Raw genomic sequence first — 26,203 nt, 5'->3', positions numbered from 1 at the left:
GCTGCCATCGTCATACGCGATGGCAGGCTCGCCAATGCCTGATGTACGCCTCTTTCCAGCACTCCTACCATCGGTCGCACATGACCCGCCGCCCGTGGCGAAATGAAAGGAGAGCCTGTGAAAAACTTTCGAATCGGCCAGATCGTCCCCAGCTCCAACACCACCATGGAAACTGAAATTCCGGCGATGCTGACCTCGCGGTATGACTTGTTCCCGCAGGAGCGCTTCACCTTCCACTCGTCGCGCATGCGCATGATGCACGTCAGCCCTGAAGAGCTGAAGAAGATGGACATCGACAGCGACCGCTGCGCCCTGGAACTCAGCGATGCGCGTGTCGACGTGATGGCTTATGCCTGTCTGGTGGCGATCATGTGCCAGGGCGCGGGCTATCACTCCGTATCCCAGGAGCGACTGGGCAAGACCGTTGCCGCGAACAAATCCAGCGCGCCGGTCCTCAGTTCGGCAGGCGCACTGATCGACAGCCTGAACATGCTTGAGTACAAGAAGGTCTCGATCATCACGCCGTACATGAAGCCACTGACCCAGCAGGTCATCGACTACATCGAAGCGGCCGGCATCGAGGTGGTTGATTCCATCAGTCTGGAAGTCTCCGACAACCTTGAGGTCGGTCGTCTGGACCCGATGAATCTTGTTGCCCACGCCGACAAGTTGAACATCGGTCAGGCCGATGGCGTGGTGCTGTCGTGCTGCGTGCAGATGCCTTCACTGCCGGCGATTCAGGTCGTACAGGATCGTCTGGATAAGCCGGTGCTGTCGGCATCGGTCGCCACCGTTTACCAGATGCTGAAAACCCTGGGCCTCAAAGCGCAAGTTCCGAACGCAGGGCATCTGTTGTCCGGCGCGTTCTGAGTCGATGTCTGACGAGGTACTATGGCGGCCACTCAGGCCAGTACGCCCGGTACCTCACATGAAGCTCGACCCCGTTTCGTTGCGCCTTTTCGTCAGCGTCGTCGAAGAAGGCACCATTGCCGCCGCCGCCAAGCGCGAACACATCGCGGCGGCGGCAGTGAGCAAGCGGCTCAGCGAGTTGGAAGAGCTGCTCGACTCAAAACTGCTTACCCGCACCAACAAAGGCATCACGCCGACCGATGCGGGCCTGTCGTTGTTGTTCATGGCTCGCAGCGCACTGAACAACCTCAACGAAATCGTCGTGCAGATGCGCGACTACTCCCACGGCCGGCGCGGTTCCGTGCACGTGCTGGCCAACATTTCTGCCATTACTCAATTCATGCCGGGGCTGATCAAGTCGTTCATGACGCTTTACCCGCTGATCCATGTCAGCCTGGAGGAGCAGCAAAGCCTGGCGATCACCAAGGCCGTCGCGGAAAACCGTGCAGACATCGGCATCTTCACGCGCCTGCCCCATGGCGCGGACATTGAAGTCTTCCCGTTCCGCAGTGACCGCCTCGTGTTGCTGGTGCCCAACGAGCATCCGCTTGCCGGGCGCGACAGCGTCGACCTCAACGACACCCTCGACTACGAATACGTGGCGCTGCGCAGCGGCACTCACTTGAATTTCCAGCTGATCAAAGCCGCCAACGATCTCGGCCGCTCGCTGAAGATCCGCATGGAAGTCGCCAGCTACGACGCGTTGTGCCTGATGGTTCAGGCGGGCGTCGGCATTGGCATCATGCCCGAAGGCAGCGCCGCGATTTATCAGCTCAATGGCGCCAGCATCGTCCGCCTGAACGAACCCTGGGCCAGCCGCGAACTCTCGGTGTGCGTGAGATCGCGAGCAGGTTTATCCACAGCGGCGCAGCTGTTCTTAGCGCATGTGTTGGGGGAATAGGGAGAACACGCACGAACAGCGACGGTTCGCCTGAATAATCCAGACCGTGCAACCCATCGGAAGATGGCACGGCGATGGCACTTCTTCACGCCCGTGCTGTCATTAGTGCGCGGTATCAACGACCGGGTTTCAGGGCTTTAGTCCTGCCCTCGATGTGCCATCCAGCGCACGGATTGCGAGCAGACTGACTATCTTCCTGACGGTTCACTCCTATGCGTTTCCTACTCGATCCGCGTCATGACATTGATGCTGCTTTGCTGAGCTATCGGCGAGTGTTCTGGTCTCTGGCCCTGTTCAGCGGCGTGATCAACATGCTGGTGCTGGTGCCGTCGCTGTACATGATGCAGGTTTACGATCGTGTGCTGACCAGCCGAAATGAGACCACGCTGTTCATGCTCACGCTGATCGCGCTGGGCTTGTTCATGTTCAGCGGGCTCATCGAATGGGTTCGCGGGCAGGTCATGATCCGCATGAGCGCGGGGCTGGACGAGGCGCTCGGGGAACGCATCTTCGATGCTGCGTTCGCCCGCAGCTTGCGCGAACACAACGCCAACCCGGCGCAGGTACTCACTGACCTGGCGACACTGCGTCAGCTGATCACCGGGCAGGGGCTGATCGCGTTGCTGGACGCGCCCTGGCTGCCGATCTTCTTGCTGGTGGCGTTCATTTTTCACTTCTGGTTCGGCGTGCTGACCCTGGTGCTCGCGCTGGTGCTGGCAGGTCTGGCGTTGTGGGGTGAGCTGGCGACACGAACGGGACTGGGCGAAGCCAACCGGCTGGGCGTGCAGTCGGCGGCGTATGTGAACAGCACTCTGCAGAACGCCGAGGTGATTCAGGCCCTGGGCATGCTCGGGCCGCTCCGGCAGCGCTGGAGCTTGCTGCAGCAACGGATCATCGCCGCTCAGGCGCAAGCCAGCGACCGCAGCGCGCGTATCACTTCTGCCACGCGATTTGTGCGAATTTCCGGGCAATCGTTGTCGTTGGGGCTGGGTGCGTTGCTGGTTCTGGAGGGGCAGCTTTCCGCGGGCATGATGATCGCGATGTCGCTGCTGCTGGGGCGCGCGTTGGCGCCTGTGGAAATCGCCATCGGCTCGTGGAAGCAATTCAACTCCGGGCGCCAGAGCTACCAGCGTTTGAGTCAGTTGCTGACACAGCACCCACCGCACCGCCTGCGCATGCCGTTACCGCCACCCACCGGTGCGGTGCGCCTTGAGCAGCTCTACGTCGGACCGCCGGGGGCGACGCAGCCAATCTTGCGCGGGATCAACCTGAGCCTCGCCAAGGGTGAGGTGCTGGCAGTGGTCGGCCCGAGCGCCAGCGGCAAGTCGACGTTGGCCAGGGCGTTGGTCGGCGTCTGGCCGCCGCTCGGTGGGTCGGTGCGCCTCGACGACGCTGAAATCAGTCAATGGTCCCACGATGCACTGGGCCCGCACTTGGGTTACTTGCCTCAAGACATCGAACTGTTCGCCGGCACCGTCGCGGACAACATTGCCCGGTTCGGCGAGCAAGACGCCGACAAGGTGATTGCAGCGAGCCGCCACGCAGGCATCCACGAAATGATCCTGCGTTTTCCCGAGGGCTACGACACCCCGCTCGGCCCCGGCGGGCTGGGCCTGTCTGGCGGTCAGAAACAACGGCTGGGCCTGGCACGAGCGCTTTATGGAAACCCGACGCTGATCATTCTGGACGAACCCAATTCCAACCTGGATGAGGCAGGCGAGTTGGCCTTGATCCAGGCCATCAATGCGCTCAAGGCCGCAGGCAGCACCGTGGTGCTGATCACCCACCGCCCAAGCGTGCTGGCGGTTGTCGACCAGATTCTGTTGCTCAGGGACGGCACGCAGCAAGCCTTTGGCCCGCGTGACCGGGTGCTCAAGGCGCTCATGCCCGCGCCAAAGCCGGCCGCGGTCAGGGAGGCCGGAAAGGATGCGTGATGTGAAATCCGTTCCCCAGGCACGCGGCGAGCAGGGCATGTCCCTGCGCAACGCTGGACTCACACCCGTTGCCAGCACCGACGCGCGGGGCGCTGCGCGTTATGGCGTAGGGTTTATGGTGCTCGCGCTCGGTGGCTTCCTGCTGTGGGCCTGTCTTGCGCCGCTTGATCAGGGCGTGGTGGGCAGTGGCACGGTAGTGGTCGCTGGCGAGCGCAAGGCGGTGCAGTCATTGGTTGGCGGGGTGGTCGATCAGCTGCTGGTGAGCGAGGGTGACCGCGTGACCCAGGGGCAACTGTTGGTGCAGCTCAATACAGTCCAGCCGCAGTCGCAATTGGACGTGACGATGGGCAAGTTACTCAATGATCGCAGCGTCGAGGCACGGCTGAATGCCGAACGTCTGGGCGAGGAGAAGATTGAGTGGCCGCCGGAGTTGCTGGAGCGCGCCGACGAGCGCCGGGTCAAGGCGGCCATGGCGTTGCAGACTCAGTTGTTTCTGACCCGGCGCGCAGAATTGGCCAGTCGGGTGCAAATCATCGAGCATGAGGTCGAGTCGTTGCAGCAGCAGTTGAGCGGCTATAACGGCGTCAAGCGCAATTACGATGCGCAGATGAACTTCCAGCGACAAGAACTCGAAGGCCTGCGCGATCTGGCGCGTGAAGGCTATGTCCCGCGTAACAAGTTGTTCGAAGCGGAGCGCAATGCCGCGCAGTTGGCGGGGCAGATTGCGTCCGGAGTGGGCGACATCGGCAAGACCCGCCAGGCGATCAACGAAAGCAAACTCAAAGTCCTGCAAACTCAGCAGGAGTTCCGTCGCGACGCCGAAACGCAGCTCAGTGATGTTTCCGCAGAGGCCGCAGGCTTGGCCGACCAGATTCGCGCATTGCAGTTTCAGGTGGAAAACGGAGCGATTCGTGCGCCCGTCTCCGGGCAGGTCATGGACATGACCATTCACACGGTCGGCGGCGTCACCCAGGCGGGCCAGAGCCTGATGCAGGTGGTGCCACTGGATGCGCCGATGGCGATCACCGCGCGTTTCGAGCCGCTGATGGCCAACAAGCTGCGCCCGGGGCTGCCTGTGCACGTGCATTTCACCGCGTTGCAACGGGTCGATACACCTACGGTCGTCGGCACGGTCAGCACCGTTTCGGCGGACCAACTGATCGATGAACAGACCCACCGCCCGTACTTTTCGGCCAAGGTCGAGATCCCGGCAGAGACTGTGGCCTCACTGCAAAACGCAGGCTTGCTGGTACGTCCCGGCATGTTGGCCGACGTCACCGTGGTCACGGGTGAGCGGACCCTCATGAACTACCTGATGAAACCCCTGCGCGAACGCCTGCTCGCTGCTTTCAAGGAGGAATAAGCGTGATTGCACGTCGTTTCTATAGGGCGTCCAGTGCGCGCTTCTTGTGGGGTGTGTGTACCGGTTGGGTGGCGTTGAGCCCGGTGTGGGCCGCTGACCCCGGCCTCAGCCTTATCGCCGCCTTCGATGCTTCGCGGCTGAACGACCCCACCATCCAGTCAGCCGGGCACGCTTACGACGCCTCGCAACATGAAGAGGCAATCGGCCGTGGCGGTCTTTACCCGCAGGTCTCGTTATCGTCGCGGTATGGCTACGGCGGGCGTACCGATGGCGGCACCGACAGCAGCTACGTGAACAGTAACGACTACCAGTCCAACAACGTGACGCTGGCGGCGCAACAACCGCTCTACGACAAGGGACGCTGGGCCGCCTATCAAGAAGGCAAGGCCCGGGGACAACTGGGTGTCCAGCAGTTCGATGTCGCAGGCCAGAGTCTCTACGATCGCGTCGCCAAGGCATATTTCGAGGTGGCCAGGGCCGAGAATGAAATCAAGCTGATCACTCAGCAGAAAGCTGCCATCAGCGGACTGGTGACCCAAAGCAAGAAGCTTTATGAGTCGGGGCAGGGCGCTATTACTGACATCGACGAAGCGCAGGCGCGATTCGACCTGGTGCAAGCCCAGGAAGCGGAGGCCCGTGCCCGCCGCGTGGCCGCCCTGAGAGCACTGGCTGGGCGCACCCGCGTTGCCGTCGACGACATTCAACCCATGGGCGAAACGCTCGCTGCCCAAAGCCCTCTTCCTCCGGAACGGGACCTGCCGTTCTGGACCGCGATTGCTCGTGACGCCAGCCCGGAACTGGCGGCCCGGCTGGCGGCCGTGAAGGTGGCTGAAGCGCAGGTCGACAGCCAGCGCGCCGGCCACTACCCCACGCTGTCGCTGACCACTCAGATGACCCGACGCGAAACGCGCCAGTACCAGGAGCTCGACCCGCGGCAGGACAGCTATTACGTCGGCGTGCAGCTGGACATCCCGCTGTATCGCGGCGGTGCGGTGCGCGCATCGGTCGAAAAAGCCCGGGCGCAACTGGCGGGCGCGCAGTCCGATTACGACGTCCAGCGCCAGCAACTGTCAGAGGATATCGAGACCGATTATCTGGGTGTGGTCGCCGGGTTCACCAAAAGCAAGGCCATGCAGCGCGCAGTCGAATCGAACCAGCGAGCGCTGACGTCGACGGAAAAAGGCTTTCAAGGCGGGGTGCGCTCGACCGTGGATATCCTCGATGCCCAGCAACGCGTATTTCAGGCCCGCCGTGACTTGCTGAATACCAAGCTCGACATGCTGCAAAGCTACGTCAGCTTGCACACGCACACCGGGCAAATGAATCGCGCCGTGCTTGAGCAGGTGCAGAGCCTGTTCTGACCACAGCCTTGGCGACGGTTCAGTCGGTACACGGCTCTGTCGTCAATCCTCTTCGTTCAAACCCTGCTCCAGCAAAACGCGCGGCGAACCAAAAAAGAAAAGGCCCTCAGTCAGAGGGCCTTCGTGTTGCCGGGAAACGCGGGTATCGATCAGGCGGTGAAGTCGCTGGCGTGCAGTTCCTTGACCCCGGTCAGCTGGATTTCGAACTCCGGCGTCGCATCGGCATTGATACTCCCGTACAGCACGCCATCAGCGAAGCGCAATTGCCCGGTCGCGTTGGTCGCGTCGAAAGCATTGCTGCCGATGAAACTGAACGCGTCGATCTGTGCGGTCAGCGGGTTGGCATCCAGGCCAGTGAAGTCCAGTTTGTCGCCCTCGGCGGATTTGAAACCACCGATCACGTCGCGCAAAGTTCCGACGCCCATGTCCGACAACGCCCCGAATACGTAAGTATCCGCGCCGGTGCCGCCAATCAGGTTGTCAGTACCTTGGCCACCGATCAGGCGGTCGTTACCGGAGCCGCCGACCAACGTATCGTTGCCTGCGCCACCGTTGAGCACGTTCGCGGCGCTGTTGCCGGTCAGGCTGTCGTCGTACGCACTGCCGGTGAGGTTCTCGAAGTTTTTCAGCGTATCGAGACCCGCGCCGACGGTGTTCTGTTGCGCCGAGGTCGACAGGGTTGCGGTGATACCTGCCAGCGCCCGCTCGAACGACACGGTGTCATTGCCGTCGCGCCCATCCAGGACGTTATTGCCGGCACCCGCGAACAGCGTGTTGTCCAGGGCGTTGCCCGTGCCGTTGGCGGCGCCGCTCGCGTCGATGTACAGGTTTTCCACATTGCTGCCCAAGGTGTACGCGGCGAGCGAGCTGTGAACGCTGTCGATACCGCCCAGCAGCGGATCGCTGTTGGTTTCGATGACCGCATCGCCGACGTCGTCGACATAGTAGGTGTCGTTGCCATTGCCGCCGGTCATGTTGTCAGCGCCGCCCGCACCGTTGAGGACGTTGTCGGCCGCGTTGCCTGACATGAAGTTACGCAGGGCATTGCCGGTGCCGTCGATGGCAGACACGCCGGTGAGCATCAGATTCTCGAGGTTGTCCCCCAAGGTCCAGCTGACCGACGCCTGCACAGTGTCGACTTGCGAAAGGGCGGTATTGCTCTCGACAACGCTGTCGAACCTGTTGTCGACGACGTAGACGTCGTTGCCGTCGCCCCCCATCATCATGTCGGCGCCGAGGTCGCCGTCCAGTGTGTCATCGCCACTGCTGCCAACCAGGGTGTCGTCCTGGTCGGTGCCGAAAATCTTGCCGCCTTCGTTGTGGGCGCCGTCGTAGATCGCTTGCACGCTGTTGTTGTCGGTTGCATCGCCCTGGAAGCCGAGATCCCCGGCGATGTAATCGGCCAAACGCTGGCCCACGATCTCTGCCGACTCCTCGTGCAGGTGCCAGACGTCATCCGGGTAGACCAACGGATCGACCTCATGGCGCAGGGGCAGGTCGGTGTAATCGACTGCCAGCTTGACGTCGTCGCGTGTGGCGGCAATCGATTCCTGGACCGCCCGGACATAGCCAACGCCGGCCACGATGTCCGCGATCTTCTCCTCGGAGTAGCCGCGCACGCGCGCCGCGTCTTCGTCGTAGTGGCCGGTCTCCATCATGTACACATTGAAGTTGCCGAACTGATCATGCAGATAGTCGAAGACCGACAGCGTCGCAGCCTTATAGGCGGCCGCCGCCGCTTCTTTGTCAGTCGCGCGGGCGATTTCCTGCGCCGCTTCCTCGCCCTGGCCCCAAATGATGCCCATCGTCACGTTGTCGATGGACTTGAGTTCCGTCAGTTGGTCCTGCAGCAGTGCAACTGCGCGCAGCAGGGCAGGGCCAGGTTGGTTCGTGTCGGTGAGCCACCAGCACAGCTTCAGCTCCTCTGCGCCCAACGTCGACATGCCATTCACCGTGCTACCACCCACCGCGATATCGATACCGGTTCCGTCGGCGTCGGTGAACTGGCTGCGCACGTCGTAGGTGGTGTATTTGCTGAGGTCATTGACCAGCATCGAGGTGCCGGATTGATCGTCGTCTTCAGTCATCCGCAGCAGCCGCGCATTGGACTGACCCAGCGTCGGAAGATAAAGAATGTCCTGCTGCGCCCGCTCGCCGAACACGAAGTCGTCGGCCGTCAGGCTGTCCATGTAGTTGCCGCTCAGGGCAATCTCGAATCGGTTGCCGTCGGCGTCAGCTTCGCTGGACTTGATGTACGTTTTGTCGCCCGCAGCGTTCAGGCTGAGGTAGAGCGTATGGTTGCTGCCGTCACCCAGGCCAAGGAAACCCAGCGCCGAAACATCAATCTTGTCCACACCCTGAGTGAAATCGTAGAGGGTGTCGGTGGCCGTTGCGCCGCCTGCGTCGTAGTCGCGGTAGCTGTCGAGCACATTCAAGTAGCGGAACGTGTCAGCACCTTCGCCGCCATACAGTGAATCGCGCCCGGCGCCACCGTCGAGGATGTCCGAGCCGGCGCCGCCTCTGAGCGTGTCGTTACCGCCTAAGCCCAGGATCAGGTCAGCGCCGGCTGTTCCATTCAACGTCTCGGCGTTGTCGGTGCCGGTCACGGTATTGGCCGGGGCATCGGCTACCGCCAACGCAAAGCTGTCGCTGACCGAAGCGCCGGATGGATCAGTGGCCTTGATCAAGACACTGTAGTTACCTGCTGCAGTGTCCGACGGCGTGCCGCTGAAGGTCATGCTGGCCGCATCGAAGCTCAACCAGGCCGGCAGCGGCGTGCCGTCCGCCAGCGTCGCCGTGAAGGTCAGAACATCTCGATTGCCGTCGGCGAAACTGTTGTCGGTGACGGTGTAACTGAACGGCGAACTTTCGGTGGCGTTCTGATCCAGCAATGGGATGACCACCACCGGCGCTACGTTGCCCGGCGTGCTGTGATCGGCAAATACAAAGTGGCTGGTGGTGAGGCTGTTGACCAGATTGCCCGCCAGCGAGACCTCGAACCGGTTGCCATTGGCGTCCGCCACGTTGTCTTTGAGGTAGGTGCGGTTGGTGGTGGCGTTGTACGTCACCTGCAACGTGCCATCGAGGCCATTGCCCAAGCCGGTATAGCCCAACGCAGACACGTCGATTTTGTCGGCCGACACATCGAAGTCCAGGATCTGGTCGCTGCTGCTCGTGGTCGCGGTGCGATAGCTGTCCAGTTTGGAAGTGAAACGGAACACGTCCGCCCCCGCGCCGCCGGTGAGTTTGTCAGAGCCGGCGCCACCGATAAGCACGTCGTTGCCAGCGCCGCCATCGAGGGTGTCGTTGCCGGCACCGCCGAACAACTGCTCGTTGGCGACTGTGCCAATGAGCCTGTCGTTGTTCGGCGTGCCATTGATGACGCCCGGCGTCCCGGTGACGTCCTGCACGGCGAGCGTGAAACTGTCGCTGACCGTCGCTTTGCTGCCATCGGTAGCGGTGACAAGAACAGCGTAGGTGCCTGACGCGGTGTCACTCGGCGTGCCACTGAACGTGCGCGTTGCTGCGTCGAACGTCAGCCATTGCGGCAGCGGGCTGCCGTCCGCCAGCGTGGCGGTGTAGCTCAGGCTGTCGTTGTCCGGGTCGGTAAAACTGGTGGCCGGCACGACATAACTGAAAGGCGTGTTTTCAGTCGCGTTCTGGTCCAGCAGCGGCGATGCCACCACCGGGGCGTGGTTGACCGTCGGCGTCGTCGCGAAGACGAAATTGGCGCTGGTCAGCTTGTCGAGGTAGTTGCCTTCCAGCGCGACCTCGAAGCGGTTGCCGTTGGCATCGGCCGATAGAGACTTGACGTAAGTTTTCGTCCCGTCAGCGTTGAGCACCAGGTAAACAGTGTCGTTCTTGCCGTCGGCAAGAGCGGTGAAACCCAGTGCCAACAGGTCGATCTTGTCTGCGCTGACATCGAAATCGGTGATGACATCGCCAAGGTTCGCACCCCCGGCGTTGTAATTCCGGTAACTGTCCATGCGGCTGGAGAACACAAAGGTGTCGGCCCCGGCGCCGCCGGTCAGCGTGTCCATGCCCGCGCCGCCGTCGAGTTTGTCGTCACCTGCGCCGCCGTTCAGGCTGTCGTTGCCAGCCAGGCCGAGCAGTGTTTCCGCCGAGTCGGTACCCGACAAGGTATCGTTGCCCGCCGTGCCAGTGACGACGCGATTGAAAATGAAGTTATCCGCGGTCAGCGTGCCGGTGAGGTTGCCGGCAAGAACCAGCTCGAATCGATTGCCGTTGGCGTCGGCATCGTAGTCCTTGATATAGGTGCGATCGTTGCTGGCGCTGTAGCTGATCTGCAAGGTGCCACCGCGACCGTTGCCCAACCCGGTGAAGCCCAGGCCGGCAAGATCGATCTTGTCTTGTGTGACATCGAAGTCGGTGATCAGGTCATCGAAGCTCTTGGTCGCATTGCGATAGCTGTCAGACTGATTCGCGAAGCGGAAGATGTCGGCACCCGCGCCGCCAGTCAGCGTGTCCGTTCCAGCGCCGCCCACCAGCGTGTCGTCGCCAGCGCCGCCATTGATGACATCGTTACCCGCACCGCCATAAATGATCTCGTTACCGGCGCTGCCCAGCAATGTGTCATTGCCATCCGTACCTTGAATGGTGGTAACTGGCACCGTGTCGCTGGCATAGCTGCCATCGCCATACACCAGCGTGTCGCCTTTGCTGGTGTGGCTGATGGTGTTGCCGATGATTGTGTTGCGATCAGTCCCGTCTTCATTACGCTCGGCAACCCCGTAGGTCGAAAGGTCACTGCCGCTGATGGTATTGCCCTGGATGGTGTTGTCGCTGCCGGTGTAGTACTTGCCCGATACGCCCTGCGTATCGTCGTAAGACTGAATGATGATTTCCGGAACCGGCGCCCCCAGTGAGTTATTGCTCAGCACGTTATCGCTGACGTCGACGTGGTTACTGCCATAAATACGAATGCCGGCACTGCTGTTGTCGTGGATATTCACGCCGGTCAGCGAGACCTCGCTGGACAGCTTGATCAGCACGCCCTCGGCGCCATTTCCATACACCTCACCACCCGTGATCGTGATGTTGTCCGGCGAAGGAATGTTCTCACTGCCGCGCTGCACCACAATCCCGCCACCGCCGTTGCCATAGGCAACGTTATTGGTGAGCGTGAAATCGTGCGAGCTGGTCACCACATTGAAGCCATGACGATCATTGTCGTAGGCAATGTTGTTTTCGAAGGTGCTGTCGCTGAGGAAATCCGCCACGAAGCCATCCAGGCCGTTGCCGTGGGAGACACTGTTCTTGATCACCATATTGACGGTCTGCTCGTGCGGATCGAAACCGTACCCCGAGCAGTCCTTGATCTCGACGCCATCCAGCGTGACGTTCGAGTCATAACCTTCCTGGCCCGGTATATAGCCGTTGAACCAACCGTCGATCTTGCCGGTGGTATGGTCCCGGTTGCCGTCCAGCGTCAGATTGCTCAAACCGAAATCATGGGTTTCCTCACCATAGGCCGAGCGAATGATCCCAGTGATCTTCGTGTCAGAACCGTCGGCGACCTTAATATTGGTCTGCCCCATCCCGTCGCCGTTCATGTAGACATTGCTCTTGAGCATCAAGCAGCCGTCGGAAGGCTCCTCACCACCTGAAACAATGTAAGTACCAGTAGGCACATAAACCTGACCCCCGCCGGCGGCGGCCGCTGCGTCAATTGCACTCTGGATGGCGGCGGTGTCATCAGTCACGCCATCACCCACGGCGCCAAAATCCTTTACATTGAAAATCATGCAGTTATCTCCGAAGACTGGCTGGATACACAGTAGATGCCAATTTCCCATCAGCGACCTTGATGATATGACCCAGTGCGGAGAAAAAATTGCGACCATATGTCGGAGAAGCGTCAACAAAACTCGGATTTTTGATGAGTTTTGAAATTTGGGTGGTGGGATTTTGACGGTTGTTTGGCGGTGTAGAAATGACAGTGGGATGAGGGGCTGGTCAGGGGGTTGGCGTCAGAAATGGCGTGCGCCGACATCAGCCTGCGACGTCCGAGAGAGATAAGCATCGGCAGAATGTTCGGATGGGGCAGGATTATTTTGGACAATTAAAAAGCCGGCTTGTGGCCGGCTTCTCGGTGACAGGTTTGATTAGTTTTTGGCTAACCGCACCCATCCGCAAAAGTGCGCGCTGCGAGGAGGCGCTTGTCAGGTCGGCGAGGCCAGTCACGAATACTGGACCAGGCCCGTCATCCACCCGCGGATAGCCGGTGGATGTTGAAACGAAGGCGTGCAGGATACTGATGTTCGACGCGTCTGCCCAGCGTTGGTGTGCCGCCATTTGTCCTTTTCGCTTTGAATCAAGGCAGTGTTGCGGGGTGGCGGCGGTTGTTGAGGGTCGCCCACCAGAAGACCCAGCCCAGAATCTGGATGTTCTGCTCCTGAATCTGTTCGGCAGTGAAAATTTCATCGGGGTATTCGCCAGCGTTGTGACTGCGCAGCCGCAACGCGCCACCCGGCAGGCGGTACAGGCATTTTACCCGCAGCATGCCGTCGTGCTCGATCGCATACATTTCGCCGTCGATGACCTGCACCCGGCCTCGGTCGACCGCGATAAGCGAGCCGTCCTGGATCTTGTCGGCCATGCTGTTGCCGACCATGGCGATGCAGATTGCGTTGTGCAGCTCCACGTCCATGGCGTCGATGATCCGCCGTGACAGGCGCGCCTTATGGTTGGGTATCTCGCTCACGGCCGTTCGCCCCGAGCCCTGCGCGCGAGATTCGGAATAGAACGGTATATCGAGTTCATCGCGCGCGCCGTGGCGCTCGGCTCGTCCTTTATGAATGCCGTCCATGCCGGGTTTGTCTCGTGCCTCTCCGGGGTGTTTGGGGCCTTCGCCGCTGCGCAGCCAGCGCGCATTGACGCTCAGCAGTTCAGCCACTTCTTCCATGCGCGCCATCGGAATGCCGCGTTTGAACCAGTTGTTCACGTGTTGCGGCGTTACCTTGCGGTTGGCGGCGAAGTCTGTTGCAGAGAGATGGCACTCTCGCAAGAGGATGCGTAGTCGATCACCTGATGTATTCATGCCCCGAAGTTTACGGGCGGCCGCGCTTTGTTTAAATGAACGAAGTGTTCAAATGAGTGGGCGATCAACCTTGCGATTGAGTGGCCGGATTACAAGACTCAAGCAGGTATGTAGGCTGTTTCCTTCACTGTTTTGATTGCGATCAACAGTGCCAGCAATGCAATGAAGTGGCTGCAAATTTGTGAGTGTTTTAATGACTCGCTTTACAGAGCCTTGGGTATTGAGAAGCAGCGCGATAATGAAGGATCGATTGTTGCCGGAAACGGGTAAGCGCTTTATCTGGATAAACAGATTGTCTGGAGGTGGATCTTTTTAAACATCCGCGAGGGGGGAATCGGATAATTCAGGCGAATCGGCGGGCGTGGTGATCAGATCACTGAGGCGATGGATTGCGCAATTGTTGTACGCAAGACAGCGAATGAATCGCCTTGCAGCGAGAGGGCGTTGCGTTAAAAGACAAAAAACAGGAGGGTGCAGCCTTCAGAACACCCGTCGCGGGTGCCCTGAAGACGGCAAGTCGAATCAGCCTTTGTAGGCTGCGACCGATTTGGTGATCGCTTCGCGAGCGGCATCGGCGCCTGCCCAGCCTTCGATCTTGACCCACTTGCCCTTCTCGAGATCCTTGTAGTTCGCGAAGAAGTGCTCGATCTGCTGGATCAGCAGCGGTGGCAGGTCGGTGTATTCCTTCACGTCAACGTACAGCTGGGAGAGTTTGTCGTGTGGAACAGCGATGACTTTGGCGTCACCGCCGCCGTCGTCGGTCATGTTCAGTACGCCGACCGGGCGGGCGCGGATGACCGAGCCTGGCGCTACCGGGTAAGGCGTTACGACCAGCACGTCGAGCGGGTCGCCGTCGTCAGCCAGGGTGTTCGGGATGAAACCGTAGTTGGCCGGGTAAAACATCGGCGTGGCCATGAAACGGTCAACGAACAGGCAGTCGCTTTCTTTGTCGATTTCGTACTTGATCGGCGCGTGATTGGCCGGGATCTCGATTGCGACGTAGATGTCATTCGGCAGGTCTTTACCGGCCGGAATCTTGCTGTAGCTCATTGGGCTTTGCCCCCTTGGTTGACCATTCAGAATCTGGCGTCGAACGCCAAAAAGTGGGCCGGATTATAGGCACATTCGGCAGCGGTTGCCATGTACGCCAATCAGCCCCGGGCGTCGTCGTGAGCCTGATAGACCGGGTTTTGCGCTTGAAGTGCCGTAAGCCGTGCAAGAGGGTCCTGACGGTAGAAGGCTCTGAGCTGCTGATACACCTGCGGATACGCTTCGACCAGCAAATCCGGGGCACTGAAGAAGTACTCGCTGATCACGGCGAAGAATTCCGCGGGGTTCTCGGCGGCGTAAGGATCGATGAGCGTTTCGGCGTCCGGGTCGGCGTCCAGCTGCCGGTTGAGATCGTCGAATGCGCTCTGCATGGTGCTGGCCCAGTCACTGATGCGCATGTCGGGGTGCAGCGGCGGAAGGCCGTTGGCGTCGCCATTGAGCATGTCCAGTTTGTGCGCCAGTTCGTGAATGACGAGGTTGTAGGCCTCCCAGCCACCACTCGACAGCACCCCCGGCCACGCCAGAATGACCGGTCCCTGCGACCAGGCCTCGCCGCTGTGCTCGCCGTCCCACTCGTGCTCCACGCCGCTGGCGTCGCGGTGCCGCTGCGGGCTGACGAAGTCATCGCCGTACAGAATGATCTCGTGAAATCCCTGATACCAGTTCAGATCGCCCAGCGCCAGCAGCGGCAACTGCGCCTGCGCAGCAAGAAAAAGCCGCGACTCTTCATCCAGATTCACGCCTTCGAGCGCGGTGAGGTGTTTGGCTCGCAGAAACAGTACGCAGCTGTCGAGCAGGTAGCGGTCTTCTTCGGCGCTCAGGCCGTCGAGGATCGGCAGTCGCTGACGCACACGCTCCCATACGGCAGGATCGACGGGATTGCGCGCCAGCGTGCGACGCTTGAGCCAGTTCCCCAGCGACCACATCGATCAGCGGGCTTCTGCGGAGCGGCCCATGCGGCTGCGGACCAGCCCGATGATCATCGGCAGCAGCGAAATCAGGATGATTGCCAGCACCAGCAGCGTCAGGTTTTTCTTGATGAAGGGGATGTTGCCGAAGAAGAAGCCCAGAGCCACCAGACCGCCTACCCAGAGCACCGATCCCAGCACGCTGAAGCTCAGAAAGCGCAGGTAATGCATCTTGCCCACGCCTGCCACGAATGGCGCGAAGGTGCGGATGATCGGCAGAAAGCGCGCCAGCGTCACGGTTTTGCCGCCATGGCGCTCATAAAATTCATGGGTTTTGGTCAGGTAATCGCGGCGGAATATCTTCGAATCCGGATTGCGGAACAGGCGGTCCCCCAACGTTCGGCCAATCACGTAGTTGGTGCTGTCGCCGAGTATCGCCGCGGCCATCAGCAGGCACGCCAGCAGCACCGGATCCATCGCGCCACCCGCTGCCACCGCGCCTGCGATAAAGAGCAATGAATCACCCGGCAGGAAGGGGGTCACGACCAGACCGGTTTCGCAGAAAATGACCAGAAACAGAATCGCGTAGACCCAAGTGCCGTAGTTGGTCACCAGCATGTCGAGGTAGACGTCGAGGTGGAGAATCAGGTCAAGCGGGTTGAAATCCATGTACGGCACCTGGTTGTGAGACCCGATTTCGGGTCGTGCGGACGATGAGTCGAAGGGAATTGGGCCGCATTATAGAGGGAAGAAACAGGATATTGCTGGCGCCGGACCAGCGATTGAAACATTTGGTAGTGATGACGCACAGACCTCTGCAGGAGCGCGCTCGCCCGCGGACGCTACAGGCCTGCAGCGCCGAATATCGATTGATCCGACGTCATCGCGGACAAGCGCGCTCCTGCACGGGAAGTGTGTGTCGTTCAGTTGATCGGCAGGACGTAGTTCTTGAACTGAGTGTCCTCACGAAACCCGATGGATTCGTACACTTTCTGCGCCACGTCATTGTTGGCGCTGGTTGAAACACGCATGCGCACGGCCTGGGTTTCTCGGGCCATCTTCTTGGCTTTCTGAATCAGGTGGTCAGCCACCAACTGGCGACGGGCGTCTTCTGCGACATAAATGTCGTTGAGGATCCACACGCGCTTCAGAGACAGCGACGAATAGCTGGGATAGAGCTGACAAAAGCCCAGCAGCTTGCTGTCGTCTTCGTCATGCAAGGCCAGATAGATCACGGACTCTTCGCGGCGCAGGCGTTTTTCCAGAAAGGCGCGGGATGAGTCAGGAAAAGGCAGCTCGCCGTAAAACTCGCGGTATTTGACGAACAGCGGTGTCAACAGGTCCAGGTGCTCCAGGGTGGCTTGAACGATCCGCATGGTTGGGCCTCAGCTTCATTGTGCAATGCATGAAAGGGGGAGGGCGCGCCTGGCACGGGGACAGACGATTTCGACTGTGCCTAAGCGGTTTAGAAAGCGCAATCCAAAGTCACGGCGCCCTGGCTGTGCAGCGCCGGCACCTGAGTGTTTACGCAATGAAAACGGCCTCCGAAGAGGCCGTTGGCTGGTCACTGAAACCGCTTTTTGTCAGAAGAAACCCAGCGGGTTGGTGTCGTAACTCACCAGCAGGTTTTTGGTCTGTTGGTAATGTTCGAGCGCTACTTTGTGGGTCTCGCGGCCGACGCCGGATTTCTTGTAACCCCCAAACGCGGCATGGGCCGGGTACAGGTGATAGCAGTTGGTCCACACGCGACCGGCCTTGATGGCTCGGCCTACGCGGTAGGCACGGTTGATGTCGCGGGTCCACACGCCCGCACCGAGGCCGAACTCGGTGTCGTTGGCGATTGCGATGGCTTCCGCTTCATCCTTGAAGGTCGTGACGCTGACCACCGGGCCGAATATTTCCTCCTGGAACACGCGCATGCGGTTATTGCCTTTGAGCAGCGTTGGCTGGATGTAATAGCCGGTCGCGAGCGAGCCTTCCATTTTTTCAACCTTGCCGCCGGTCAGCAGCTCGGCGCCTTCGCCCTGGGCAATGTCCAGGTAGGAGAGGATCTTGTCGAACTGCTGTTGCGACGCCTGAGCGCCCACCATGGTGTCGGTATCCAGTGGGTCGCCCCGTTTGATTTTCAGGACTTTCTTCATCACCGCTTCCATGAATTGCGGGTAAATCGACTCCTGAACCAGGCAACGCGATGGGCATGTGCAGACTTCGCCCTGGTTGAAAAACGCCAGCACCACGCCTTCTGCGGCTTTATCGATGAACTCGGGTTCGGCGTTCATCACGTCTTCGAAATAGATGTTCGGCGACTTGCCGCCCAGCTCGACGGTGGACGGGATAATGCTGTCGGCCGCCAGCTTCATGATGTGCGAGCCCACCGGCGTGGATCCGGTGAAGGCGATCTTGGCGATGCGCTTGCTGCTGGCCAGCGCTTCACCGGCTTCGCGGCCGTAACCCTGAACGACGTTCAGCACGCCTTTGGGCAGCAGATCGCCAATCAACTCCATCAACACGCTGATACCCAGCGGCGTTTGCTCGGCAGGTTTGAGCACGATGCAATTTCCGGCTGCCAGCGCCGGCGCAAGTTTCCAGGCGGCCATCAACAGCGGGAAGTTCCACGGGATGATCTGGCCGACCACGCCCAGCGGTTCATGAATGTGGTACGCCACGGTATTGCCGTCGATCTCGGCGGCGGTGCCTTCCTGGGCACGCAGCACACCGGCGAAATAACGGAAGTGGTCGACGGCCAGCGGAATGTCGGCGTTGAGGGTTTCGCGCACCGCTTTGCCGTTGTCCCAGGTTTCGGTGATCGCCAGCAGCTCAAGGTTCTGCTCAATGCGATCGGCGATTTTCAGCAACGTCAGTGAGCGCTCCTGCACGGAGGTCTTGCCCCAGGCATCCGCCGCGGCGTGGGCGGCATCCAGCGCTTTATCGATGTCTTCGGCAGTCGAGCGAGGGAAGGTTGCGATCAGCTTGCCGGTGATGGGCGAGGTGTTTTCGAAGTACTGGCCTTTGACCGGAGGCACGAATTCGCCACCGATGTAGTTACCGTACTGGGTCTTGAAGGTGACGAGCGAGCCTTCAGTACCGGGATGGGCATAACGCATGGTGAATATCTCCTTGCTCTTGTGATTGTGTGGGGATAACGCGCTGCTGCGCTTGATCAAAGCGTAGAGCAAAGCGCGGGCCACCGCCGTCCGGACGCCGGTTTACAAGGGTTTTACTGAAGAAATCAGATCGCTGGCCGGCCGGCTTGCCCCGCCCTTGATACAGCGCATGTGACAGTTTGTACCGGATGTGCAACGGTCTGGCGGTGCGTTCCGGCGCAAGCATTGCAATGGCCGGTTACGAAGAGGATGCTGGTCTGCGACTCCCCGGGAGAGCCACAACCTAGGAAGAACAATAACAATGCACAGCCGCCATTTCGCTCGACATGCGCAACAAGTCCTGACCGTTGCGCAGGGTAAAGCCCACCATCGTTACGGCCCTGGCGCCGACCCTTCCATCGCCCGCTCCTGGTTGCGATGCCTTGAGGATTACCACCTCGATCCGGCGCAGGCCATGGCGCCAACGGTGCTCGAACACGCCCGCGTGCTTGAGAGCCGCGAGCGTCTGCAGCAGGTCCTGAACATCGCCGGTGGTGAAATGAACAGCCTGCATCAGCAGCTCTCTGGCGGTAATGCCGTGCTGCTGACCGACGCGCGCGGGATCATCCTCAATTGCGTCACCGAGCCTGGCGAACGGCGGATCTTCGAGCGCGCCGGTCTGTGGCTGGGCGCTGACTGGAGCGAGGCGCGCGAGGGCACCAACGGTATTGGCACCTGTCTGGTGGAGCGCCAGTGCGTGACGATTCATCGCGACGAACATTTTCGCGGCCGGCACACCGGGCTGACGTGCTCGGCGAGTCCTGTCTTCGACCCTCATGGCGACCTGCTCGCGGTCCTCGACGTGTCTTCGGCGCGGCACGATGTCACCCGCCAGAGCCAGTTTCACACCATGGCGCTGGTCAATCTGTCGGCAAAAATGATTGAGAGCAGCTACTTTCTGCGCCATTTCGACGATCAATGGCTGCTGCGCTTTCATTTGCAGGCGGGCTCCGTCGGGCTGTTCAGCGAAGGCTTGCTGGCATTCGACGGCGAGGGTTGCATCAGCGCGGTGAACCAGAGCGCGCTGAATTTGCTGAGCCTGGGGCGCTGCGAACTGATCGGTCGCCCCGTCGAGGCGTTGTTTGATTGCGCTATGAGCGACTTGCTGGCACGTGCATCGGCTGACGCGGCAACCTGCTGGCCGCTGAGAACGCGAGACGGCCGAGGCTTCTTCGCCATGCTGCGTGGGCAATCGCGACCGCAGATGACAGCGCCTGCTACAGCGGTTGTCAGCCAACCTGCAGTGCCTCCGCCACCAGGCGGCTTGTGTCTGGGCGACGCTTCGCTGCAAGCCGATTTTCGTCGGGCCTTGAAGGTGTTCGAGCGCGACGTGCCGCTGTTGATCAACGGTGAAACCGGCTCGGGAAAAGAGGCGTTCGCCAAAGCCGTGCATTACGCCAGTCGGCGGGCCGGTAAGCCTTTCGTGGCCCTGAATTGCGCGGCGATTCCGGAAACCCTGATCGAAAGCGAATTGTTCGGGTATCGCGGCGGCAGTTTCACGGGCGCGCGCAAGGAGGGCATGCGCGGCAAGTTGCAGCAGGCCGATGGTGGGACGCTGTTCCTTGATGAAATCGGTGACATGCCGGTGGCATTGCAAACCCGTTTCTTGCGCGTGCTGGAGGATCGGCTAGTGGTGCCGATTGGTGGCGAGCCGCACGCCGTGGATGTACGAATCATCAGCGCGACTCACCGGAATCTGCTGGGACGTGTGGAGGATGGCGGCTTTCGTGAGGACCTTTTCTATCGACTCAACGGCCTGGAAATCAGTTTGCCGCCGTTGCGAGCACGCAGCGACAAGGCCCAGTTGCTGGACTTCTTGTTGAAAGAAGAAGCGGGCGGCGATGCCGTCATGATCGAGCCTGAGGCGAGGGATTTGCTGCTGGCCTTCAACTGGCCAGGCAATGTGCGGCAGATGCGCAACGTGTTGAGGACTCTGGCGGCGCTGTGCGAAGACAATCTGATTCGTTTGGCCGATCTGCCAGCGCCAGTCCGTCAGGCCGCTTCCCAGTCCACCCTCGCGCGCATGAACCCCGATCCAAGGCGCAGTGATTCGCCGCTGGACGATGCCGAACGCGCAGCGCTCATCGCCACTCTGGAAACCCAGCGCTGGCACATGACCCATGCCGCCCGGGAGCTAGGGGTGAGCCGTAATACGCTCTATAGAAAGCTGCGCAAACATGGGATCAACCGCTGAAGCCCTGGGTGTATGAAGCTTGTATGAATTGTCCCAATCTGCGGCGAGCCCCCCGACGCCTTCCCGGCTAAAGCCGGTCCTACGACGGCTCGCCCGCGATATTGCAGCGTGTCGCGGTCAGTCAGCAGGGCCCGGCATTCACCCACGATATTGCAGCGTGACGCAGTCAGTGGGACGCGTTTACCCGCGATTTTGCAGCGCGTCGCGGTCAGCCAGTAGGACCGGCTTCAGCCGGGAATAGGCCAGTGTGGTCGCCATCAGTTCTGCGGTTAGCCCCCCGACGCCTTCCCGGCTAAAGCCGGTCCTGTGACGCCTTGACCCGAGAGGCGGTCCAACGAGGCGTTCACCGTGGGGCATCCTCAAGCGCGGCCGCCGTTCTGCGCAATTCCCTCGTGCGCATCCACCGCCTTCTACGCTAACCTGCGCGAACGTTTTAAGAGGTCGGTCATGCACATTCATATTCTGGGTATCTGCGGCACGTTCATGGGATCGCTGGCGGTTCTCGCCAAGGATCTGGGCCACAAAGTCACCGGCTCCGATGCCAACGTCTATCCGCCGATGAGCACGCAGTTGCAGGCGCAAGGCATTGAGTTGATGCAAGGGTACGACCCTTCGCATCTGGAACCGGCGCCTGATCTGGTCGTGGTCGGCAATGCGATGTCCCGAGGCAATCCGGCCGTCGAGTACGTCCTGAACAAAGGGCTGCCTTACGTTTCCGGTCCGCAATGGCTGGCTGACCACGTGCTGCGCGGTCGCTGGGTGCTGGCGGTTGCGGGCACTCACGGCAAGACCACCACGAGCAGCATGCTGGCGTGGGTGCTGGAGCATGCTGGCATGAGCCCGGGCTTCCTGATCGGCGGCGTGCCGCAAAACTTCGCGGTGTCTGCGCGTCTGGGTGACACGCCGTTTTTTGTGGTGGAGGCCGATGAGTACGACAGCGCCTTCTTCGACAAACGCTCGAAGTTCGTGCATTACGGCCCGCGTACCGCGATCCTGAATAATCTCGAGTTCGATCATGCCGACATCTTCCCCGATCTGCCTGCGATCGAGCGCCAGTTCCACCATTTGGTGCGCACCATTCCAAGCGAAGGCCTAGTGATTCATCCCACCACCGAGCCTGCATTGCAACGGGTCATTCAGATGGGATGCTGGACGCCGGTGCAGACCACCGGGCAGGGCGGTCAGTGGCAGGCCAGACTGCTGAGCGAAGACGGCTCGAAATTCGAAGTACTGTTCGAAGGCGTAACGCAGGGCGTCGTCGACTGGGACATGACCGGTCAGCACAACGTGGCGAACGCATTGGCGACCCTCGCGGCGGCGCGTCACGTGGGCGTCGTCGGGCAGCAAGGCGTTGCGGCGCTGAGTGCTTTCAAAAGCGTGAAACGTCGTATGGAAAAGGTCGCCGAAGTGCGCGGCATCACGATTTACGACGACTTCGCCCATCACCCGACCGCGATCGCCACCACGCTGGACGGCCTACGCAAGAAAGTCGGAGATTCACCGATCATCGCCATCGTGGAGCCGCGCTCCAACTCGATGAAGCTCGGCGCGCATCGTGACGGACTGCCGGAAAGTGTCGCGCAGGCGGATCAGGTGGTCTGGTACTCGCCGGCCAATCTGGGCTGGGATCTGGGCGCAACGGCTGCCGAATGCACGGTCCCGGCAGTGGTATGCGATTCCCTCGAAGGCATTATCGAACGTGTGAAAAGTCAGGCGCAGCCCGGCACGCACGTGGTCATCATGAGCAACGGTGGCTTTGGCGGGCTGCATAACAAGCTGGCCGAGGCGTTGAAATGAGCGGGCCGGAACGCATCACGCTGGCGATGACCGGCGCGTCCGGCGCGCAATACGGTCTGCGCTTGCTGGATTGTCTGGTGCGGGAAGATCGCGAAGTGCATTTTCTCATTTCCAAGGCCGCCCAACTGGTAATGGCCACCGAAACCGATGTCACGCTGCCGCCCAAGCCGCAGATGATGCAGGCGTTTCTGACCGAATACACCGGCGCTGGAGCAGGGCAGATCCGCGTTTACGGCAAGGAAGACTGGATGTCGCCGGTGGCCTCCGGCTCAGGTTCCCCGAGCGCGATGGTTGTCGTGCCGTGCTCGACGGGCACTTTGTCTGCGATCGCCACCGGCGCGTGTAACAACCTGATCGAGCGCGCCGCTGATGTGACGCTCAAGGAGCGCCGGCAGTTGATTCTGGTGCCGCGCGAGGCGCCGTTCTCAAGCATTCACCTGGAGAACATGCTGAAGCTGTCGAATCTGGGTGCGGTGATACTTCCCGCTTCACCCGGTTTCTACAACCAGCCGCAGACCATTGACGATCTGGTCGACTTCGTCGTGGCGCGCATTCTCAACCTGTTGAACATCCCTCAAGACATGCTGCCCCGTTGGGGCGAACACCATTTTGGCGCCGATGAATAAGAAGCTTTTTGTCCTGACGCTGGGGCTGGTTCTCGCCACGGGCTGCTCGACCGTGCGCACGCTGGATGCCAATCAGCCGGGCGCTCCGGTGGTGTATTCCGGCACGCGGCTGGATCTGTATGCGATTGAGGGTGGCTGCTGCGAGAAGGACCGTTTCGGGGCAGAAGCGCCGAAATACCCGATGCTCGATCTGCCCGGCAGCGCGCTGCTCGACACGGTGCTGTTGCCGCTGTCGATCCTGACTGCGCTGGGCGTCGGGTTTCAGGCAACGGGCGGGATGTAGGCGGCCGCGAGTGTCATCGCCAGGAGCAGGGACGCCGCTCGCGCACAATCTTTCATCCGCTACAAAGGTGCTCTGAGGGCGATACGCGAGCAGGGCGTAGCTATTTGCCCAATCGCCGCAGCTCGTCGGACTCCACGACCCGAATCCCGTCCTGTTCTTCCAGCGCAAGGCGCCAAAGGGCACGAGCCAGCTGACACGCCTCGATGCCGCCGTACTTACCTGGTATCAACTTGGCGATGGGCGCAGCCAGTTGTTCGACGAGCCGCTGGTCCTCACGCTCGCCGATCAGCAGCGAGGGCCGGGCGATGGTCAGTTGCGGCCAGTTCTGATCCTTGAGCGCCTCTTCCATTTCGCCTTTGACGCGGCTGTAGAAAATGCTCGATTCGGGGTCTGCATTCACAGCGCTGATCACCACCAGATGACGCGCGCCCAGCTCCCGGGCCCGCTTGCCGAACGCCACCACCATGTCCAGATCGATTGCACGGAAGGCATCCTGCGAGCCCGCCTGCTTGATCGTGCTGCCCAGGCAGCAGAAGGCGATATCGATCTGGCCGCCGAGTTCGGGCAGCAGTGAAATGAGCTCGCCGACAGGGTTTTCCAGGTGCGGGTGTTCAGCCAGCGGACGGCGAGTGGGGGCCAGCACACGGCTGACGGTGGGTTCGTTGAGCAAGCGATCCAGCAAGTGCTCGCCTGTCAGTCCAGTCGCTCCGGCAAGCAAAATGTGTTGCGGCGTCAAGTACATGGTCTTTCTCCCTTGATACGTCACAAGCATAGGCGCTCTATCGGAACAGACTGCGCGCCGAGCGGACAGGTTTCACCCGGCGCTCAAATATTCATCTGGGCGCTGGCACGGACTCGCAGGGGCGAGGCTTGTCTGCTGATCAGTGGGGAGCCGTTTGCAAGCCGAAGGTCGCTTCAGCAGGCGCCCGAGTATTGATTGCCGGCCCACGCAGGTCGCGGGGCCAGTCAAGTGCGCAGTCAGCGTCCCACGGTGTTCAATGCCCGCTCTGCCTGGCTCTTGCGCAGCTGCTGCCAGCGCGTGACGACCGCTTTGGGCGCCCAGATCTGCGGCTCGGAGGCTTCGAAGTTCTCGTCGGTTTCCCGCTGGGCAACGATGGCTTTGGCTTCGTTGAAGGCCTGAATCAGGTCGTCGCTCTCGGCCAGTGCTTTGCCGAAAAGTGCTTCGCCAAAGTAAGTGAAATCCGCCTCTTCCGAGCAGCCGAACGAGACCCGGTCTTCCCGCGAAGCGGTGATGACCATCGTGTGCTCATCCTTGATCGCAGGGATGAAACCGCCCGAGTAACAGGCAGAAATCACCACCACTTTGTCGCGATTCTTCAAAGGCGCGAGCACGCCCGACATCTCCTTGGCCGGAAGGTCCGAGAGCTCCAGGCGCGGCTGGTCCAGCACCAGCTCATGCTCGTGTGTGCCGTGGCTGGTGAGGTAGATGAAAATCAGGTCTTCCGGACCACTGCGTCTGGCCAGCGTCTGGACGGCGCGGTTGATGTTCTCGCGTGTGGCCAGCGGTCGATCCGTCATGTGATCGCGATGGTTCACCAGCGACACCTGACCGTATGCGCCGAAGCGCGTGGCGAGCAATTTGTTGACGAAGTCCGCCTCGCGCAGAAACACGCTCTGCTTGCCATCGCCGCCGACGACCAGGCTGTAGAGTTCGATGGCCGGCGTCGAGGCAGGCACTGCGGCGAGCGCTTTCTCCAGTAACGGCCCCTGAGCGAGCAGGCCGACCTCCAGCGGGTCTGGCAACAACTTGCCCGACGCGTCGCGCACGCGCTGGCCGTTGGACCAGGTGCCGCTCTGAATCTCGCCCTCGGCGGTCGTCAGCACGCCTGCGCCATGATAATTGTCGTTTTCAAAATGCCCGACGTAGGTGCTGCCGTCCGGCATCTGCAGACGGCCTTCGCCAGCGAACCGCCAGTTCAGGAACTGACCCTGATAGCGGGTGCCGTCAGCACCGATCAATTCGCCTTTGCCGGTAAAGGCGCCGTCCTTGAATTGACCCGACCAGACATCGCCGTCGGCGTTTTCGTAACGCCCGCGGCCATTGAGCTGGTTGTTGTGGAAGCCGCCGACATACTGATCACCGTCAGCGCTGTTGAAATTGCCGGTGCCTTCGAGTTGGCCGTCGACGAACTTGCCGCTGAACTGGTTGCCTGCCGCATCGCTGCGCTGGCCCTCGCCGTTGGGCTTGCCCTGCGCGAACTGGCCCTGGTACTGGCTGCCGTCGTCCAGTTCCAGGTGGCCGAGGCCATCGTACTGATCGGCCTTGAATTCGCCGCGATAACTCATGCCGTGCTCTTTGAGCGTGCCTTCGCCGTCACGTCGCCCCAGTTTGTAGCCGCCAACATAACTGCCAGCGCTGGTGGTGAGCGCCCCTTGCCCCTGAAACAGTCCGCTCTGGAACCCGCCGCGATACACGTCGCCATTGCTGGCATGCCATTCGCCCTGGCCATCCCACTGACCGTTCTTGAACGCACCCGCGTACCAACTGCCGTTCGGGTAATCGATACGACCCTTGCCCTGCAGCATGCCGTTGACGATGTCGCCTCGATAACGACCGCCGTCGGGCAGGCGAGCGTCGGGAGGCAACAGCGATTCGCCGTCACCGCAGGCGGTAAGCAGAAGGGTCAGGGCCAGAGGGGCAAGCGCGCGCATG

At 60.9% G+C, this 26,203-nt stretch carries 18 protein-coding genes; 9 read left to right on the top strand and 9 right to left on the bottom strand.

Annotation, left to right across the window (positions count from 1 at the left end):
• Positions 1 to 117 precede the first annotated feature (117 nt).
• The 5 genes from QRN36_RS12270 to QRN36_RS12250 all read left to right on the top strand — a co-directional run bounded on the left by QRN36_RS12270 (position 118) and on the right by QRN36_RS12250 (position 6,468).
• Positions 118 to 870 carry an Asp/Glu racemase gene (locus QRN36_RS12270; protein WP_285424312.1) on the top strand — a complete coding sequence of 251 codons (753 nt, stop codon included), beginning with the start codon at positions 118 to 120 and terminating at the stop codon, positions 868 to 870.
• A gap of 58 nt (positions 871 to 928) precedes the next feature.
• Complete coding sequence (locus QRN36_RS12265; RefSeq protein ID WP_285424311.1) at positions 929 to 1,810, top strand: LysR family transcriptional regulator; 882 nt, start codon at positions 929 to 931, stop codon at positions 1,808 to 1,810.
• Between the two features lie 212 nt (positions 1,811 to 2,022).
• Positions 2,023 to 3,744 (top strand): type I secretion system permease/ATPase, encoded by a 1,722-nt coding sequence (locus tag QRN36_RS12260; RefSeq protein ID WP_285424310.1) that lies wholly within the window; start codon positions 2,023 to 2,025, stop codon positions 3,742 to 3,744.
• The gene (locus tag QRN36_RS12255; RefSeq protein ID WP_285424309.1) at positions 3,737 to 5,107 is read left to right on the top strand and encodes an HlyD family type I secretion periplasmic adaptor subunit; all 1,371 of its coding nucleotides are present in this window, start codon (positions 3,737 to 3,739) and stop codon (positions 5,105 to 5,107) included. Before QRN36_RS12260 ends, QRN36_RS12255 begins: the two co-directional genes overlap by 8 nt.
• Positions 5,104 to 6,468: a TolC family outer membrane protein gene (locus QRN36_RS12250; RefSeq protein ID WP_373568741.1), complete on the top strand. Its 1,365-nt coding sequence runs from the start codon at positions 5,104 to 5,106 to the stop codon at positions 6,466 to 6,468. Before QRN36_RS12255 ends, QRN36_RS12250 begins: the two co-directional genes overlap by 4 nt.
• Before the next feature lie 149 nt (positions 6,469 to 6,617).
• On the opposite strand, the gene QRN36_RS12245 is transcribed toward QRN36_RS12250, so the two are convergent.
• From QRN36_RS12245 to QRN36_RS12215, 7 genes are all read right to left on the bottom strand, one after another.
• The gene (locus QRN36_RS12245) at positions 6,618 to 12,233 is read right to left on the bottom strand and encodes a putative Ig domain-containing protein (protein ID WP_285424307.1); all 5,616 of its coding nucleotides are present in this window, start codon (positions 12,231 to 12,233) and stop codon (positions 6,618 to 6,620) included.
• Between the two features lie 569 nt (positions 12,234 to 12,802).
• On the bottom strand, positions 12,803 to 13,528 hold the full coding sequence (locus QRN36_RS12240; protein ID WP_306470354.1) for an XRE family transcriptional regulator: 726 nt from the start codon (positions 13,526 to 13,528) through the stop codon (positions 12,803 to 12,805).
• Positions 13,529 to 14,050: 522 nt separating this feature from the next.
• Positions 14,051 to 14,578 carry an inorganic diphosphatase gene (gene ppa, locus QRN36_RS12235; RefSeq protein ID WP_062384817.1) on the bottom strand — a complete coding sequence of 176 codons (528 nt, stop codon included), beginning with the start codon at positions 14,576 to 14,578 and terminating at the stop codon, positions 14,051 to 14,053.
• A 101-nt stretch (positions 14,579 to 14,679) separates the two neighbouring features.
• Positions 14,680 to 15,504, bottom strand: coding sequence for a zinc-dependent peptidase (locus QRN36_RS12230; protein ID WP_285424305.1), 825 nt, complete (start codon positions 15,502 to 15,504; stop codon positions 14,680 to 14,682).
• A 3-nt stretch (positions 15,505 to 15,507) separates the two neighbouring features.
• On the bottom strand, positions 15,508 to 16,155 hold the full coding sequence (locus QRN36_RS12225; protein WP_285424304.1) for a DedA family protein: 648 nt from the start codon (positions 16,153 to 16,155) through the stop codon (positions 15,508 to 15,510).
• 254 nt (positions 16,156 to 16,409) lie between these two features.
• Positions 16,410 to 16,862, bottom strand: a complete 453-nt coding sequence (locus tag QRN36_RS12220) for a GNAT family N-acetyltransferase (RefSeq protein ID WP_093469029.1) — start codon at positions 16,860 to 16,862, stop codon at positions 16,410 to 16,412.
• Positions 16,863 to 17,069: 207 nt separating this feature from the next.
• A complete protein-coding gene (locus tag QRN36_RS12215; RefSeq protein WP_093469032.1) occupies positions 17,070 to 18,590 on the bottom strand; it encodes an aldehyde dehydrogenase family protein in 1,521 nt (506 codons plus the stop codon).
• A gap of 301 nt (positions 18,591 to 18,891) precedes the next feature.
• On the opposite strand from QRN36_RS12215, the gene QRN36_RS12210 reads away from it, so the two are divergent.
• From QRN36_RS12210 to QRN36_RS12195, 4 genes are all read left to right on the top strand, one after another.
• A complete protein-coding gene (locus QRN36_RS12210) occupies positions 18,892 to 20,823 on the top strand; it encodes a sigma-54-dependent Fis family transcriptional regulator (protein WP_285424303.1) in 1,932 nt (643 codons plus the stop codon).
• A 447-nt stretch (positions 20,824 to 21,270) separates the two neighbouring features.
• Entirely contained in the window at positions 21,271 to 22,620 is a 1,350-nt protein-coding gene (gene mpl / locus QRN36_RS12205; RefSeq protein WP_285424302.1) for a UDP-N-acetylmuramate:L-alanyl-gamma-D-glutamyl-meso-diaminopimelate ligase, read from the top strand.
• Positions 22,617 to 23,246, top strand: coding sequence for a flavin prenyltransferase UbiX (gene ubiX, locus QRN36_RS12200; protein ID WP_285424301.1), 630 nt, complete (start codon positions 22,617 to 22,619; stop codon positions 23,244 to 23,246). Before mpl ends, ubiX begins: the two co-directional genes overlap by 4 nt.
• Positions 23,239 to 23,529: a YceK/YidQ family lipoprotein gene (locus QRN36_RS12195; protein WP_093469044.1), complete on the top strand. Its 291-nt coding sequence runs from the start codon at positions 23,239 to 23,241 to the stop codon at positions 23,527 to 23,529. Before ubiX ends, QRN36_RS12195 begins: the two co-directional genes overlap by 8 nt.
• Before the next feature lie 100 nt (positions 23,530 to 23,629).
• Here the strand turns inward: QRN36_RS12195 and QRN36_RS12190 are convergent, their stop codons facing one another.
• A complete protein-coding gene (locus QRN36_RS12190) occupies positions 23,630 to 24,271 on the bottom strand; it encodes a nucleoside-diphosphate sugar epimerase (RefSeq protein ID WP_093469047.1) in 642 nt (213 codons plus the stop codon).
• A gap of 236 nt (positions 24,272 to 24,507) precedes the next feature.
• The gene (locus tag QRN36_RS12185; protein WP_285424300.1) at positions 24,508 to 26,202 is read right to left on the bottom strand and encodes a C13 family peptidase; all 1,695 of its coding nucleotides are present in this window, start codon (positions 26,200 to 26,202) and stop codon (positions 24,508 to 24,510) included.
• Position 26,203: the final 1 nt, after the last annotated feature.

It is taken from the genome of Pseudomonas sp. efr-133-TYG-103a (genome assembly GCF_030209235.1).
Lineage (GTDB): Bacteria > Pseudomonadota > Gammaproteobacteria > Pseudomonadales > Pseudomonadaceae > Aquipseudomonas.
This window is presented reverse-complemented; position numbering and strand designations above follow the sequence as displayed.